This is a genomic window from Streptomyces sp. NPDC091281, assembly GCF_044757425.1.
Taxonomy (GTDB): Bacteria; Actinomycetota; Actinomycetes; order Streptomycetales; family Streptomycetaceae; genus Streptomyces.
The window spans coordinates 18,145-33,138 of record NZ_JBIVUY010000008.1 but is presented as its reverse complement, the minus strand read 5'-3'; the positions used below and the strand labels follow the sequence as shown (position 1 = coordinate 33,138).

Here is a 14,994-nt window from a genome sequence, read left to right as displayed (position 1 = left end):
CCCACCTCCGACCCCGGCACCCGCACCGGGCCCCGCCAGGTTCGTGGCCACCCAGACCCTGCTGACCCTGGACGCCCGGCACCCGTTCGCCGCCAAGTCGCTCATCGACGCCCAGGACATGCACCGGACGGTGATGAGCGGCTTCCCGGGCTGGGTGGACGACGGCAGCCGCGACCCCCGTGCCCAGATGGGTGTCCTGTCCACCTGGACCGTCGACCTTCGTCGCGCCCGGCTCAACCTGGTCGTCCAGTCGTCCGTCCCCGCCGACTGGACCGGCATCCCCCGCGCGGCCCTGGCCGAGCCCCCGCACACCCTCACCCTCGACCGCACGTTCCGGCCCGGCGACCGCGTCGACTTCCGTACGACCGTCAACCCGGTCCGCACGCTGCCCCCGCCCCCCGGCTCCCCGCCCAAGACCCGCGGTACCCGCGTCCCGCACACCCGCCCCGAGCACGTGAAGCGTTGGTTCGCCCGTCGCCTGCAACCGCTCGGCGATCCTCCGACCGCTCCCGACGGGGTCGTACGCATCGGCGCCGACTCGGACCTGGAGAAGCTCGCCGTGCGCATGCTGCCGCAGATCTCCAGCCCGGCCCCGCACAAGGGCCTGCGCATCGCCCGAGCCGAACTCAAGGGCACCCTCACGGTCACCGACCCCACCACTCTCGTCACCGCCCTCACCCAGGGCATCGGCCACGCCAGGGCCTACAGCTGCGGACTGCTGCTGGTGCGGTGAAGCCCCCTCGCCGGCATCGTCCGCCCCGCCGCCGGGTGGCGGGAGAGCAGTTGTCGGCACTCGGGCCGCGCGCAAGGAGCGAAGCGGGCCAGCCCGAACCAGTGGGAAGCCGCACCTCAGTAAGCCTGCTGGGGTTGTCACGTCTGGATTTACGCGTGGGCGCGCACGACGACAACACCCTGACGGCTGACGGCTGACGGCTGAGGGGCTGGGCGAGGAGTGCAAATACGCCGAGCTGCAGACTGTCCATGTGCTACGTGTGACCAGGAGAGTGACAGACTCCATGGAGTTCACGTCGCCCACCATGACCCGGCCCCGGAACCCCGACCTCTACGACGTTCCTCTGCTCACGTTCGGCTGACCGGCAGGAGCCGGCGCATCCAGGGGTGGCTGGGTGCCGCCATCTTGATCGAGCCCAGCAGCCAGGCGCGTGCCGGAGCGTCGAGCAGCGGCAGCACCGCCTCGAAGTCGGTCTCGTCCTTGTCCCGGGTCGCCTTCGCCTTGTAGAAGAGCTGCACCTCGGGCGCGAGATACGGGATGCCTGACTCGCTCATCCGCCCGAGCTAGTCGACCGGGAGCCGGATCGCCGGGTCACGCCGCGAGACCCACTGCGTGCCCTCGGCCTCGTCCAGCAGGAGCTGCACCGACCAAGGCGCCGTGGTCGCACGGCGGCACCAGATGTCGTGGAGCGGCGGCCGAAGGACCTCGCCAGGACACCACGGTCGCAACTCCCCCTGGCCGGGCGGATCGGCCACGTGCAGGTCCCAGTCGGCCAGCAGTTCATGCACGAGGGCCTGGTCGCGACGGAGAACAAGGACGTCGAGATCGCCGTGTGGACGCAACTCGCGGCCGACCGCGAGTTCGATCGCGTAGCCACCGGCGATCCACCACGGGAAGTCCGCCTCGGCGAACACCGCGGCCACATCCTCGGGTCGCTCCGGCACCCAGCGTCCCCACACGTCAGCACTCACCCACCCATACTCTCAGTGACCAGGCGGCCGGAAGCGCGGCCCGACGTGGTCCCCCACTCTCGGCCTCGCGCACCGCCCACAGCATCAAACCGCCAGGGAAGGCCGCGCGGTTATGTGACGTTCGTGCGGGCTACTCCGGCGGCGTCGGAAGATACGAGACGTACTCATCGAGCAGATTGGAGGAAACCCGCTCCTTCACCGAGCGGCCCCACATCGGACAGCCGCACGATCACACCCATCGCATGGGCCTGCTGACGGCAGCGCGAAAGTCCCCCTGACCACCCACCTCTGAGAGAGAAGATCCCCCATGAAGCACGAGTACGAAGCGAAGTTCCTTGCCGTGGACACCGCCGGTCTCCAGGCGAAACTGTCCTCCCTCGGCGCCGTCCAGGCTTTCCCCCGCACGCTTCTCACGCGCAAGATCTTCGAGAACGACTCGTTGGACGGCGGTGCCTGGATCCGCCTTCGCGATGAGGGCACCCGCTCGACGCTCACGCTGAAGCAGGTCACCGACGCTACGACCATCGACGGCACCAAGGAGATCGAGACCGAGGTCACCGATCTGCACGCCATGGCCGACATCCTGCGACGGGTCGGCCTCACCGAGGTGCGCTACCAGGAGAACTACCGCGAGGAATGGCGCCTGGGTGAGGTCGCCTTCGACTTCGACACCTGGCCCGACCTGCCCACCTTCCTGGAGATCGAGGGGCCCGACGAGGCATCGGTGCGGCAGGCCGCCGTGCTGCTGGATCTCGACTACTCCCAGGCCCGGTTCGGCAGCGTCGACGAGATCTACAAGAGCGAGTCGGGCCGCGACATCCTCGCCGACCCCACTCTCCTGTTCTCCGACGCCGAGAAGCAGGAAGTCGCCTCTCCTGCGGCCCAGGGCCGTTGATCGCACAGGCGGAGGGGCGATGTTCACGGACGGGGTCTGCTGGCTCTACTGAGGGCAGTGGTGGACGCGCGTTCTGTGGATCGGCCCCGCCAGCGTCGTCGGCGCCCAGGCGCCCATGTACGCCTGCGGCCCCTGCATCCGCCAGCTACAAGAACGGGCCTGGCCGTCCCACCTTCGAGAGGACAGCCCACCCCAACCGGCGCCGCCGGGGCCCACGGTTTCCGGTGCGCGGGGCGCGTTCGGGCGCAGTCCCCATGCGGGTGCCCAGAAGCGCGGTGCCTCGGTTCATCTGCGTCGATACGATCTTTCCACCCATCCTGGGCGCCCTGGAGGAGCAGACGTGGCGCAGCAGAGCACGGACGAGCGGCCGGGCATCGCCGCCGCCATCGTCGTTCACGAAGGCCGGGTGCTCATGGTCCGCCGCCGGGTCAGCGAAGGGCAGCTCTCCTGGCAGTTCCCCGCCGGCGAGGTCGAGCCCGGCGAGGAGCGTGAGGCCGCCGCCGTGCGGGAGACTCAGGAAGAGACGGGGTTGATCGTGGAGGCGGTCAAACTGCTCGGTGAGCGCGTTCACCCCAAGACGGGCCGACTCATGTCGTACACCGCCTGCCGGATCATGGGCGGCACAGCTCATGTCGCTGATACCGAGGAGCTGGCCGAGCTTGCCTGGGTCGCGCCGGACGGGATCCCGGGGTACGTGCCGTATGGGCTGTTCGAGCCGGTGCAGGAGTATCTCGCCGATGCCCTGTCCCCTTGACCGTGCAGTTGCTTGTGCCGCCCTGCTCCTTGCTCGTGTCCGGGTGGCGATCTCAGGGCCGTGGAGCTTCCGCTGGGCATCCTGATTCGCCCCTCCGACAGCGAGGCTGTGGTCGGCCCTTCTGCTGGCCGGCTCAAGAAGCCGCCTCGGCCGGTGCGGCCCGTAGGTTGTCGAGGCGCCTCGCGCGGGGTACCCAGGAGGATCTTGCTCTCGACGCGCTTGACCGTTAGGCCCTTGGCCGCCCTGATCGCGGGCTGCGAGCAGCTGGAGTGTGTCCGCGGAGGGCAGCGGCTGTCCGTCCCGCGCAACTGAGACCACCCAACGACGAAGGGGCCCGGCCGCTGAGCGGTCGGACCCTTCATCTGCCGTGGTGGGCGGGCGCGGAGGATACGAGATTCGAACCCGTGAGAGGTTGCCCCAACACGCTTTCCAACTGTTCGTGTTGCTGTTCGGTGGGGTTCGTGGGAGTTAGTTCTGGCCTGGGGCTGAGCCGCCCCGTCAGGGCGCGCTGAACGGGCCTGGACGGGGGTGACTGCGACCCGAGCCGCAACGCTCCTGTCAGGATGCGGCGAGCGCCTGGGTGGGGGTGAGTCGGGACGCCTTGACCGCGGGGTAGACGCCCGCGGCCACCCCCACCAGCAGGGAGCCGACGACGCCGGCGGCCACCGTCGCCGGTGGGATGACGGGTGGCCAGCCCTGGGTGGTGGCGTAGCCGAGCGACGCCAGCACGCCGAGCAGGGTGCCGGTGGCTCCGCCGAGGCCGGACAGTGCCGCCGACTCGGTGAGGAACTGGAGCCGGATCTGGCCGCGGTGCGCTCCCAGAGCGCGGCGGAGGCCGATCTCCCGGCGGCGCTCCAGGACGGAGATGACCATGGTGTTGGCCACCCCGATACCGCCGACCAGCAGAGAGACCGCGGCGAGCGCCAGGAAGAGGGCCGACAGCGTGCTCTGGGTGGCCCGCTTGGCGGTGAGCGCGTCCGAGGGGCGGCTCACCTGGACCACTCCCGGCAGGGAGGGGTTGACGGCGGCTGGAAGGACCGCCTGCACGTCCTCGACCGCTGATTCCCTGGCCTTGACGTAGAGCACGGTCGGATGGCCGTCGAAGCGGAGTTGACGTTCCGCCGTGTGCCAGCCGACGAGTACCGAGCGGTCGATGTCGGGAGAGAGCGGGGTGCGTGCGAGGATGCCGACGACGGTGAACCAGTCGTGGTTGATGAAGATCTGGTTGGGCTTGCCCGGTCCCAGTCCGGGAAAGCCCAGCCGGGCCGCGGCGACCGAACCGAGGACCACGGTGGGGAAGTTCTCGTTCGTCCGGTCGAGGAAGCGTCCGGCCCGCACGGTCGCGTTGATCACCGGCAGCAGGTCGTCCCGGGTGGCCAGTACGGTCAGTCCGGCGTAGTCCGCCGGGTCCGTGCGGTCGGAACGGTGCACGGTCGCGTGGGTGTTGGCGACGGCGCTGACCGCGGTGACGGGGCCGATCCTGGATGCCCTGGCGGGGGCACCCGCGTCCAGGGCTACGGGCGGGTCCTGTTTCTGCACCTCGACCTTGAGCATGTTGGGGCCGAGCGCGCTCAGCTGGTCCAGCAGCGCCTGCCGGCTCGACGCCGGGACAGCGGTCACCACGATCATGGTGGCGATGCCGAGCGAGATGCCCAGGGCGGACAGTGCCGCCCGGACCTTGCGGGTGCGGATGCCCAGCATGCCCAGGACCAGGACATCGCGTGGCGACAGCCGGGCCGGACGGGTCAGGGGGGCGCGTGCCCGCACCGGGGCCGAAGGGCGGAGTGTGGGCATCAGGAGTGCTCCGGATGGGTGTCGGCGACCAGCCGGCCGTCCCGCAGTTCCACCCTGCGTGGCAGGGAAGCGGCGATGTCCCGGTCGTGGGTGATGACGGCGACGGTGGTCCCCTCGTCGTTGAGCGTGGTGAGGAGTTCGAGGATGGCCCTCCCGTTGGCGGTGTCCAGGGCTCCGGTCGGCTCGTCGGCGAGGACGAGTGCGGGCCGGTGCACCAGGGCACGGGCGATGGCGACCCGTTGGCGCTCCCCACCGGACAGTTGCGGCGGGCGGTGGCCGTGGCGATGGGCCAGCCCGACCCGGTCCAGGGCTTCCAGGGCGAGCGGGCGCCGGTCGCCGCGCGGGATCCCCGCGTACAGCAGGCCGGTTTCCACGTTCTCGGCGGCCGTGAGGCCGTCGGTGAGGTGGAACTGCTGGAACACGAAGCCCAGCCACCGCCCCCGCAGGGCCGACAGCCGCCGGTCGGAGAGCGTGGCGATGTCCTGGCCGCCGCAGTGGACCGTGCCGCTCGTGGGCCGGTCGAGGGTGCCCATGATGTTCAGCAGGGTGGATTTTCCCGATCCCGACGGCCCGGTGATGGCCAGGAGTTCCCCCTGGCGGATGGTCAGCGAGACGCCGTCCAGCGCGGTGACCCCGCCGGGGTAGGCCATGGTGGCGTTCCGCACCGCGAGGACCGCGTCCGCCGCCGGCCCGCTCGCGGGCGCGGCGCGGAGTGCGGGGGCGGGGGTGCCGGGACGGGCGGCCGCCTCACCGGTGGCGTGGCCGGTCACGAGGTCGTCACCACGGCCATGCCGGCGGTGAGTCCGCTGCCGCTGACCTCGACCATGCCTTTGGCGAACAGTCCGGTGGTGACGGCGACCAGGCCGCCCCGGGGTTTCTGCACCGCGTACCCGCCCTCGCGCAGCGCCACCAGCGCACCCAGCGGCACGACCAGGACGCCCTTCCGGGTCCGCCCGGGGAACTCCACCTGCACGGGCGCGCTGTCGGTGCCGCGGAGGGCGGAAGCGTCGTCCAGCAGCACCGTGACGGTGCGCTGCGGTTCGGAGTCGCCGTCCTCGGCGGCACCCCCGTCCTGGACGGACGTGCTGATCCCCGAGATGCGGCCGGCCGCGGCCGTGCCGTCGGCCAGCGTCACCCGTACCGGTCTGCCGCGTTGGAGCGAAGAGGTCAGGTTCTCCTCCACCTTGACGGTCACGCACTTGCGGGTGCCCGTCAGGGTCATCAGGTCCTCGCCGGAATCGCCGCCGACCTGCGCCGAGAGGGCGGCGACCCGTACCGCGGAGCCGGTGACCGCCACGTCGGCGTCGCTCAGGACGCCGGTGGCGGGCAGGCCCCGGTCACGCTGCCAGCGCTTGACCGCGGCTATCAGCCCGCTCGTCAGCACGGCGTCGCCGCGCTCGACGCGCACGGCGGCCGGGGAGGCCGTGCTGACCGGCATCCCGGAGGGGTCGCCGACGGAGTCGCCGGAGGGACCGGTGGAGGGATCGGTGGAGGGTGCCTCGGCGGTGTCCTTCTCACCGGATGCGGCGTCCTTCTCACCGGAGGCGGTGTCCTTCCCACCGGATGAGGTGTCCTTCTCACCGGACGAGGAGTCCTCGTCTCTGTTCTGTGCAGGCCGCGGGGTGATCACGCTGCCGATGGCGGGCTGCGTCCCGGTGTCGTAGCCGAGGGCACGCAGGTTGTCCGCGACGACCTTCACGTCGCGTCCCACCATGCCCTCCGTGTCCAGCGTCCGGAACAGGGGTGTGGTCCCGAAGAAGACCACCACCGCGTGGTCGTCGGCCCGGTACAGCTCCCGGCCCCGGCCCACAGTCGTCCCCGCCGGTGGCAGCCAGGTGACGATGCCCTTGCCGGACCCCCGGAAGGTTCGGGGGGGTCCGAAGCCGAGGCTGCCGCTGAGGGCCACCGAGTCGGACAGGTCGGCCCTGGTGACGCGGGCCGACCCTACGGCGATCGGCGCACCGGCCGACGGATGGTCGCCGTCGCCGGTCCGGGCGAGACCGATGCCGGCGCCTCCGAGCCCGATCACGGCCGTCACGGCGGCGGCGATGGCCAGGGTGCGACGCGACGGCGTCCGCCTAGTCCTTGCCACCGAAGCCCTCCAGTTCGCAGCGCTTCTCCAGCTCCCGGGCATTCGGCGGGATCGGGCCCTCCGGGAGGTCCCAGCCCCCGCCGTCCGCCAGGGGGATCACCATGTAGTGGTGGCGGTGCAGGCAGGCGATCTCCTTGCGGTAGTCGTCCATGTAGTGCGGGTTGGTCTTCGGATCCAGCTCCGGTGGCGGAAGGGGCATCAGGTTTTCGCACTTGTTCGCGGCCGGCGTGTACGTCGGATCCTCGGTGTTGGGAACACGGAACCCGTCCTTGATGATCTTCTGGAAGCGGTGGAAGCCGTTCTTCTCCAAGCAGGCGTTGAAGGCGTTGGACAGCTTCACCTTCTCCTCCTGGCTGCTGTCCAGGCGCAGCTGGGGGCGGCCGGAGCCGCCGGTGTCGGACGCCGTCCCGCCCGCGGAGCCGCTGGTGTTCGCCGGTGCGCTGCTGAGGGAGGCGACATCGGGATCCGATCCCGTGGCTGCCCCGTCCTTCCCGCCGCCGCAACCGGTCAGGAGGGCCAGCGAGAAAGCGCCGACGGCGACGGCGAGGCACACCGGATCAGTGAAGCCCCCTCGCGGGCTGAGACCCCTTCGCGGGCGGACCGCGGTGTCCTTGAGCTGGTGTCGATCCATGCCCGTCACCGTGGCGGACACTTATGAAGGAAATGTCAGCCTGCCGTCAGCGCCTTGTCTTCCGCCGTCCGGTGCCTAGGCTTCCCTTCCATGTGCGCATATGTCCTGGTGGCCGAGGACGACACCAAACAGGCCGGGATCATCGGCCGCTACCTGGAACGGGAGGGACACTCGGCACGCCTCGTGCACGACGGGCGGGCCGCTCTGGAGCAGGTCCGCCAGGCTCCCCCCGACCTGCTGGTCCTCGACGTGATGATGCCCGTGGTCGACGGCCTGGACGTATGCCGCATCCTGCGTCGCGAATCAGCGGTGCCGGTACTGGTGCTCACCGCCCGCAGCACGGAGAACGACCTCCTGCTCGCCCTCGACCTCGGTGCGGACGACTACCTGACCAAGCCCTACAGCCCTCGCGAGTTGATGGCCCGGATACGCAGCCTGCTGCGGCGGGCCGAACGCTTCACCCCCGCGCGGTCACCCGTCCTGCGCGCGGGCCCGCTCCTGGTGGACCCGGCCCGCCGTACGGTGAGCCTCGACGGTCGGGCGGTGGAGTGCACCGCCGGGGAGTTCGACATCCTGGCGGCGCTTGCCACGGAGCCGGGCCAGGTCTTCACCAGACGGCAGCTCCTCGGCCGCACGCACGGCTCCGCCGACTTCATCACCGAGCGCACGGTGGACGTCCACGTGCTCAACCTGCGGAAGAAGATCGAGCCCGACCCACGCCGGCCGGCACACCTGCTGACCGTCTACGGGGTGGGGTACAAGCTCTCCGGCGGTACCGCCACCGACCCGGCCTCTTCCCGTATACCGGACGACCCGTCATCGGGCCCGCACCGTGACGCCTGACCGGCCCCGCACCGTGACGCCTGACCGGCCCCGCACCGTGACGCGTGACCGGCCCCGCGCCCGTCTGCCCCTGCGCCGCAGCCTGATGTTCCGGTTGCTGGCCTCGGCCCTGCTGATCGCCGTGTGCGCGATCTGCGCCACCGCCTGGCTCGCCGTCCGCAGCACCGCTGCCGCGCTCCACCAGCAGCAGGGCCAGGTCCTCACCGACGATGCCGAGGTCTACCGGAAACTGATGGGCTACGCCGCGACCCATCGCGACTGGACGGGCGCCACCAGCCTGATCGCCGACCTCGCACGCCACACCCAGCGTCGCATCGTTCTCACCACCCGGGACGGGCAGCACCAGACGATCGCCGACTCCGACAGCAGCGCGGGCAACCCGCCGTCGCAGGTGTTCGCCGTCATCGACCCCCTGCGCACCGACCCGGTACTCGCCCCCTCGGCGGACAACGAGCCCGGCCGCATCGACCCGCACGTCGTGGGCCCCTACCGACTGTCCGCGGCGGTCCGGCACCGCCTCGCCGACATGGCCGACAAGGCCGCCGCGTGCCTGGAGAAGGAAAAACTGACCTTCAGCCGGGACGTCACCGCCTCCGGACGCCCGCGTATCACCCTCACCGACCACACTTCGCTCGGCGAAAAGATCGAGAGAGGCGAATTCGCCACAGTCCCCTTCAAGATGGCCCAGTCCTGCGGCCTCGACGCCCTGAACACACCCACCGCGAGTGAGCGCGCCGCCCTCGCCGAACTCAACACCCTGCTGGCCGACTGTCTGACCCGCCGGCACCTGCCCCGGTTCCTCCTGGGCGCCGACTTCCTCCCGCTCCGCCCGCTGCCCCGGCAGGCGGGCAGCACCGTCGCGGCCCAGAACTGTGTGGACAGCAGCCGACGCGAACAGCTCACCTCCTCCGTGGCACCCGCCGCCCAGCTGTACGTCAGCAGCGACCCCCACTCGCCGATCCCCGGCTTCGACCTCTCACCCGCCAACACCTCCCGCATCGTCACCGTCACCGCGTGCGTCCTGCTCCTCACCATCGCGGTGACCGTCCTGGTCGGCACCCGGCTGGTCAGACCGCTCCGGGCTCTGACGCAGGCGGCACGCCAGACGGACGGGACCGACGTGCGGGTCCCGGTCACCACCCGGGACGAGATCGGCGAGCTGACCGCCGCGTTCAACTCCCTGTCCGAGCACCGCGCCCGCGCCGAGAGGCTGCGCACTGCCATGGCCGCGGACATCGCCCACGAACTGCGCACCCCGCTGAGTACCATCCGCAGCACCCTGGAAGCCACCCAGGACGGTGTGCTGGACGTAGACGAAACGGTGACCTCATCCATGCTGGAGGAGGCCATGCTGCTCCAGCACATCATCGACGACCTCCAGGACCTGTCCGCCGCCGACGCCGGCACCCTGGCCCTGTACCCGGAGCCCCTGTGGGTCGCCGACGTGCTGCACCAGGTGGCCGCCGCGCACCGGGCCCGCGCCGAGAGCGGCGGGGTGACGATCACCGTCGAGGTCGCCGAGGGGCTCGGAGCGAACGCCGACCCGGTCCGGCTGCGGCAGATGATCGGGAACCTGGTGTCCAACGCGGTGCGCCACACCGGCCCCGGCGACATCATCGCCCTGCGCGCCCTCAGCACGGGCGCACAGGTCGTGATCGAGGTCGCCGACACCGGCAGTGGCATCGCGCCCGAGGATCTCCCGTACCTCTTCGACCGGTTCTGGCGCGGTGAGAAGTCGCGCAGCCGGCAGACCGGCGGAAGCGGTCTGGGCCTGTCGATCGTCCGCAAGCTCGCCGAGGCCCACGGCGGAAGCGCGTCCGCCGCCAGCACACCAGGCGCGGGTACGGCCGTCACCGTCCGCCTGCCCCCGTGACGTCCCGCGCCGGCCGGCCGCCGGGAGCCGCGCTGCCCGCGTCAGGCACTGGCGGAGGATACGAGATTCGAACTCGTGAGGGGTTGCCCCCAAGACGCTTTCCAACTGTGGTGGTTGGGCCGGGCGCCCCGGACGGGGCCGTTCACCTGCGTTCATGGGCGGCCGGTTGAGCTGGCGGCGACTGGCTCCGGTCTTGTCCGAACGTCCGCGAACGGCGCTGAATGAGACGGAAACTGAGACGGAAGAGGGCGAGCCTCGCTCCTGACGCCATGGCTGTCCCGCGTGCCATCATCTGCACGTGCTCAAGATCCCCGGATACGAAGGCGGCCCCTTGGTGCGGGGCGACGCCTACCTGGACGACCCGTTGTTCTGGCCCGTGCACCTCGGCTCCTGCCTGCGTGGGGAGGACGCACGACGAGCCGCGTTCGGCGCCGACGGGGAAAGACTGCGACCAGAAGGGCAGACCTGCGCCCCGCCACCGGCTCGGCGGATCAGCACACCCCGGGCCTTGAACTGCCCTTCACTCGGGGAGCGCTGTTGTGGAGCCGACTAACGTTTTACCCGTCCGCGGATAGCAAGGGCGGCAAGACCGAGGAGGACCGGCTCGGTGAGTCGGGAAACCATCTCAGTGTAGGTACCGGCAGTGGTCAGTTCCTGATCAGAGGACCGGAAGACAACTGAATTGATAACTACTCGCAAGGATTTCTCAAAGCGTTTGGTCGAGAGACGATCGTGATAGGGACCTTGTGGGTTTACCGGAGCAGGCGTGTCAGTGGTCATCGTGATGCTATCGCCAGTCAGCGTGCCCATGGCATTCGACTGTGGGTCGTTCTGAGGCAGACCCCACAGCATCATCACGAACACAGTGGCGAGCATGCCCGCCACTAGCCACCCCAAGGCGCGGGAAGCCCGTAGTCCGTAGCCAGAAAGCGCCCAGTATGCGCTGAGCAACGCTCGCTCGGCGCGAGGGGTTTCGCGGTCGTGACGGCGCATCTCCATCTCACCGTAGTAGAAGTCGGCGGCACCAGGCTCGTCCTTGCTGTCCTCGAAGGCTTTGCGTAGTTGCCGGTACACCGGCGCGAGTGCGGCTGGCTCAAGCACCTCTGCCCCGTCCGGAGCGGATGTCCAGCCGCTAGAGGCGGAGCCACGAGAAGCACGCCAATGGTGTTCTTCAGCCAGCGTCCTCCGTGGTGTCCAGTGCGCCGGCCAGCCGCGCCAACGTACCCCTGTGGGAACGGGTGCGAGGGGGCATTTTCCCTCCAACCGCAGCTGGTCAAGGTGAACAGTCCCGGCGAATAGGCATTCGGTGAGATCAATATCGGTCAGCACGAGGTGCGCCGCGTCCACGCCACGCAGAGATATCGCTCGTACGCGAGGGTCTGAGAAACCGGTCTCTGTCATTTCCTCACCGTCTACGGCGAACGTGCGGCACCGGGTAGAGATGCTCACTGGATATTCCAACACCGCATCACTTAGGTCCACGGCGGCGTGCCGTAGTCGTAGAGCTGCAGTCGAGACCCACCGTGTCCGTCGGCAGCGCAAGGTGGACGTTGCTGCCTCGATAGTCACGGCAGTTCCGAACACGGCCTCCGAAAGGTCCAGCGTCCCCCGACATATTAGCGGTCCGATTGATGCGGTGCGCTCGAACACAACGGTCTGGAAGTTAGCATCGCCACCGATCTTCGTCCCATCGAATTTGGCCTCACCGCCAATCTTCGCCCGTCCGAAGTGGGCAGTGCGGCCGATTTGCGCCCGTCGGAACAGCGCGCGGCCGCTGATTTCTGATCGGCCGAACTGCGCAGGGCCGCCGATCTGTGCCCGGTCGAAATCTGCGTCACCCTCGACCCTGACACGGCTGAATCCAGCGGTTCCGCCAATCCTCGCGTGGCTGAACTGAACGTGGCCGCGGATCTTTATGCCGTGAAACTCGGCGTCATCATGGATCTTCACCCATTTGAAATCAGCGTGACCACCGGTCTCCCCCCAGACAAACCGAGCGGATTTTCCGATAACCGCCCGGACGAAAACAACGTCGCCACCGAACTTTACTCGGTCGAACTCTGCGACGGAGCTGATCTTCGCCGAGTTGAACCGGGTGTGGCCACCAATCTCCGCGCGGCTGAAATCGGCCTTTCCTTCGATCTTGACTCGATTGAATTCGGAATTGGCGGCGATCGTCGCCCGGTGAAAGTAGGCATCACCGTCAACCTCTGCCAAGTGGAACTCGACGTTTCCTCCGATGTTTGCCAACCGGAACACTGCATTGCCACCGATCATGGCGCGGGCGAATGTCGCGTGAGCGCCGATTTTCGCCTGCTCGAACCGGGCGTCTCCGCCAATCACAACTCGTTCGAAACTGGCATTTTGCCGGATCTCAACCCGATCGAATCCAGCATCGCCGCTGATCTTCACCTGATCAAACCGAGCATGCCCGCTGAACTGTGCCTCTTCAAACTGGGCTTGTCCTATGAAAGGCCAATTGGTGATGGGATCCCTGACCGCGGAAAGCAAATCACTCAGCAGTTTCTCGGTGAAGGGAGTGCCCCGGTGATCGAGATCTGCTCCAGGCTCAAGGCTGGCGAGATGGGTGCAGCGATCACTGTCGCTGAGGTGGGCCAAGCAGGCAGCGTACGGCTCGACGCGGCGGCCGCGGCACCCGATGCCGTCCGACAACGTGTTGCGCCCGCAGTGTGGCCAGGAGGGTGTTGTGCTGGTTGTGTCGGGAGTCCCGGTCATGCCTAAGGGACGCGAAGCGGCTGGTAGCCGGTTGCGGTGATCACTGCCAGTGTCCTAATGGCAGAGTGCGGTTACGTCCGGTGGCGACGGTAGGTGCCCGCGCTACGGCGCTGTGGTGAGGTGCGCCGATGGCGATGAGCTGACGGCCGAGGTTCGGGCCCGGTCTGAGCAAGTTCACCTCGCGGCCTCGGACTTGATCGGGGCAGGGGTCAGTGTCCGGAAGGCGGCGGGCTCTCCATCATTGAGCGTTCAGGGTGGTCACTGATCGGGTGACGCCGTTGAGGTCGAGGTGAGGGCCGCAACGCACAGGGCTGCCGTGCCGTTGGGGAAGTGTTCGCAGTCTCAGCCCATCGGCACAAGAATCCTGTTGGTTCCCTGTCCTGCCGCACCGGCCTCCCGCACGGCCTCGTCGAGCGGGTCACGATGCTCATCGTCACCCGTGAGGGTGACCGACGGTGCAGACTCCCGCCGCACCAGCGGGCGCTCGTCGCTCTGGTGCACCTGCGCCGCCACGACACCCTCACCCGGATCGCCTCCGGCCTCGGGACATCTGCCGGCACCGCCCACGCGTATGCCGCCGCCGTGCCCGGCCTGCTCGCCGACCGCGTGCCGGGCCTGCCCAAGACTCCGCGCGAGCACGATCCGGAGTCCGTCCTGCCGGACGGGACCCTCGCCGAGTGCGACCGCGTCGGCGGCAGCCCGGCCGACTGCCCGGCCAAGCACCGCCGGCACGGCGTGAACGTCCAGGTCGTCACCGCCCCCGCGAGCACGATCCGGTGGATCTCGCCCGCGCTGCCGGGCCGCACCCACGACCCGACCGCGACCCGCGCCCACCGCATCATCCGAATCTGCGGGCGTCAGGGCGCCCCGATCCTCGCCGACCGCGCCTACCAGGGCGGCGGCCCCGGGGCCACGACCGGACTGAAGCAGCCACCGGCTGGTGAACTCGCCCTCACCCGGCGCGCCGTCAATCGGGCCCTGGCCGCAGCCCGGGCACCGGTCGAACGCGGCACGGCAAGGCTGAAGTCCTGGCAGATCTTCCGCAGGTCCCGGATCAGCCCCAACCGCATGACCGTCATCACCAAAGCCGTCCTCACCCAGGAGAGGCAACGCTGAAAACGCTCACTGGGAAGACGTCGACCTGGACGCGGGATACGTCCGCATCTGCAAGAACCGGCTCCGCCCCAAGTACGCCCACGGCTGCGGCGACAACCCGTGCGGCCGGAAAGCTGGCTACTGCCCCCAGAAGCAGCAGACCCGCCGCGAGCACAAGTCCACCAAGTCCCGCGCCGGTCGTCGCACGATCGGTCTGCCTAACCCACTGATCAAGCTCCTCCGCCAACACCAGGAGGTGCAGGAGAAGGAGAAGAAAGCGGCCGGTGCCGACTGGGAGGACAAGGGATACGTCTTCGCTTCCCTGACCGAGTGTCCAGCATCGCGGCCGACCTTGAACACTGATCTCCACTGAGACGGCAAGTGAGACGGACCACGACGAAGGGCCCCACCGCGAACGGTGGGGCCCTTCGACATCGTGCCCGGTGAGGCACTGGCGGAGGATACGAGATTCGAACTCGTGAGGGGTTGCCCCCAACACGCTTTCCAACTGTCCGCGCGGCCGTCCGGGGGCGTTCACGCAGGTTCGCACGGTAGGTCAGAGCGGGTGTGCGAACTG

Annotated in this window: 10 protein-coding genes and 2 pseudogenes; 6 read left to right on the top strand and 6 right to left on the bottom strand. The window is 69.2% G+C overall.

What is annotated here, in order from left to right; genetic code table 11:
• Positions 1–43 precede the first annotated feature (43 nt).
• Positions 44–733, top strand: coding sequence for a type I-E CRISPR-associated protein Cas6/Cse3/CasE (locus ACIQPQ_RS21345; protein ID WP_401305957.1), 690 nt, complete (start codon positions 44–46; stop codon positions 731–733).
• Positions 734–1,080: 347 nt separating this feature from the next.
• Here ACIQPQ_RS21345 and ACIQPQ_RS21340 read toward each other — a convergent pair.
• Positions 1,081–1,704: pseudogene (locus tag ACIQPQ_RS21340) on the bottom strand (nucleotidyltransferase domain-containing protein).
• Between the two features lie 307 nt (positions 1,705–2,011).
• On the opposite strand from ACIQPQ_RS21340, the gene ACIQPQ_RS21335 reads away from it, so the two are divergent.
• Together ACIQPQ_RS21335 and ACIQPQ_RS21330 are read left to right on the top strand one after the other, a co-directional pair.
• Positions 2,012–2,599, top strand: coding sequence for a class IV adenylate cyclase (locus tag ACIQPQ_RS21335; RefSeq protein WP_401305956.1), 588 nt, complete (start codon positions 2,012–2,014; stop codon positions 2,597–2,599).
• A 340-nt stretch (positions 2,600–2,939) separates the two neighbouring features.
• The gene (locus tag ACIQPQ_RS21330; RefSeq protein ID WP_401305954.1) at positions 2,940–3,353 is read left to right on the top strand and encodes an NUDIX hydrolase; all 414 of its coding nucleotides are present in this window, start codon (positions 2,940–2,942) and stop codon (positions 3,351–3,353) included.
• Between the two features lie 558 nt (positions 3,354–3,911).
• On the opposite strand, the gene ACIQPQ_RS21325 is transcribed toward ACIQPQ_RS21330, so the two are convergent.
• The 4 genes from ACIQPQ_RS21325 to ACIQPQ_RS21310 all read right to left on the bottom strand — a co-directional run bounded on the left by ACIQPQ_RS21325 (position 3,912) and on the right by ACIQPQ_RS21310 (position 7,870).
• The gene (locus tag ACIQPQ_RS21325) at positions 3,912–5,147 is read right to left on the bottom strand and encodes an ABC transporter permease (RefSeq protein WP_401305952.1); all 1,236 of its coding nucleotides are present in this window, start codon (positions 5,145–5,147) and stop codon (positions 3,912–3,914) included.
• A complete protein-coding gene (locus ACIQPQ_RS21320) occupies positions 5,147–5,797 on the bottom strand; it encodes an ABC transporter ATP-binding protein (protein WP_401306452.1) in 651 nt (216 codons plus the stop codon). Before ACIQPQ_RS21320 ends, ACIQPQ_RS21325 begins: the two co-directional genes overlap by 1 nt.
• Positions 5,798–5,913: 116 nt before the next feature.
• On the bottom strand, positions 5,914–7,239 hold the full coding sequence (locus ACIQPQ_RS21315; RefSeq protein ID WP_401305951.1) for a peptidoglycan-binding protein: 1,326 nt from the start codon (positions 7,237–7,239) through the stop codon (positions 5,914–5,916).
• Positions 7,226–7,870 carry a hypothetical protein gene (locus ACIQPQ_RS21310; RefSeq protein WP_401305949.1) on the bottom strand — a complete coding sequence of 215 codons (645 nt, stop codon included), beginning with the start codon at positions 7,868–7,870 and terminating at the stop codon, positions 7,226–7,228. The genes ACIQPQ_RS21315 and ACIQPQ_RS21310 overlap by 14 nt, the downstream gene beginning before the upstream one ends.
• 90 nt (positions 7,871–7,960) lie before the next feature.
• Here ACIQPQ_RS21310 and ACIQPQ_RS21305 point away from each other — a divergent pair, with 90 nt between their 5' ends.
• Both ACIQPQ_RS21305 and ACIQPQ_RS21300 read left to right on the top strand, forming a co-directional pair.
• Positions 7,961–8,713, top strand: a complete 753-nt coding sequence (locus ACIQPQ_RS21305; protein WP_401305947.1) for a response regulator transcription factor — start codon at positions 7,961–7,963, stop codon at positions 8,711–8,713.
• A gap of 37 nt (positions 8,714–8,750) precedes the next feature.
• Complete coding sequence (locus tag ACIQPQ_RS21300) at positions 8,751–10,586, top strand: sensor histidine kinase (protein WP_401305945.1); 1,836 nt, start codon at positions 8,751–8,753, stop codon at positions 10,584–10,586.
• Between the two features lie 549 nt (positions 10,587–11,135).
• Here ACIQPQ_RS21300 and ACIQPQ_RS21295 read toward each other — a convergent pair.
• The gene (locus tag ACIQPQ_RS21295; RefSeq protein ID WP_401305943.1) at positions 11,136–13,205 is read right to left on the bottom strand and encodes a pentapeptide repeat-containing protein; all 2,070 of its coding nucleotides are present in this window, start codon (positions 13,203–13,205) and stop codon (positions 11,136–11,138) included.
• Positions 13,206–13,689: 484 nt separating this feature from the next.
• On the opposite strand from ACIQPQ_RS21295, the pseudogene ACIQPQ_RS21290 reads away from it, so the two are divergent.
• A pseudogene (locus ACIQPQ_RS21290) lies at positions 13,690–14,438 on the top strand (transposase family protein).
• Positions 14,439–14,994: the final 556 nt, after the last annotated feature.

Bases quoted from the DNA above. Each gene is read 5' to 3' on its own strand.
- ACIQPQ_RS21325 (WP_401305952.1), bottom strand. From the start codon at position 5,147: ATGCCCACACTCCGCCCTTCGGCCCCGGTGCGGGCACGCGCCCCCCTG.
- ACIQPQ_RS21310 (WP_401305949.1), bottom strand. From the start codon at position 7,870: ATGGATCGACACCAGCTCAAGGACACCGCGGTCCGCCCGCGAAGGGGT.
- ACIQPQ_RS21320 (WP_401306452.1), bottom strand. From the start codon at position 5,797: ATGGCCTACCCCGGCGGGGTCACCGCGCTGGACGGCGTCTCGCTGACC.
- ACIQPQ_RS21335 (WP_401305956.1), top strand. From the start codon at position 2,012: ATGAAGCACGAGTACGAAGCGAAGTTCCTTGCCGTGGACACCGCCGGT.
- ACIQPQ_RS21305 (WP_401305947.1), top strand. From the start codon at position 7,961: ATGTGCGCATATGTCCTGGTGGCCGAGGACGACACCAAACAGGCCGGG.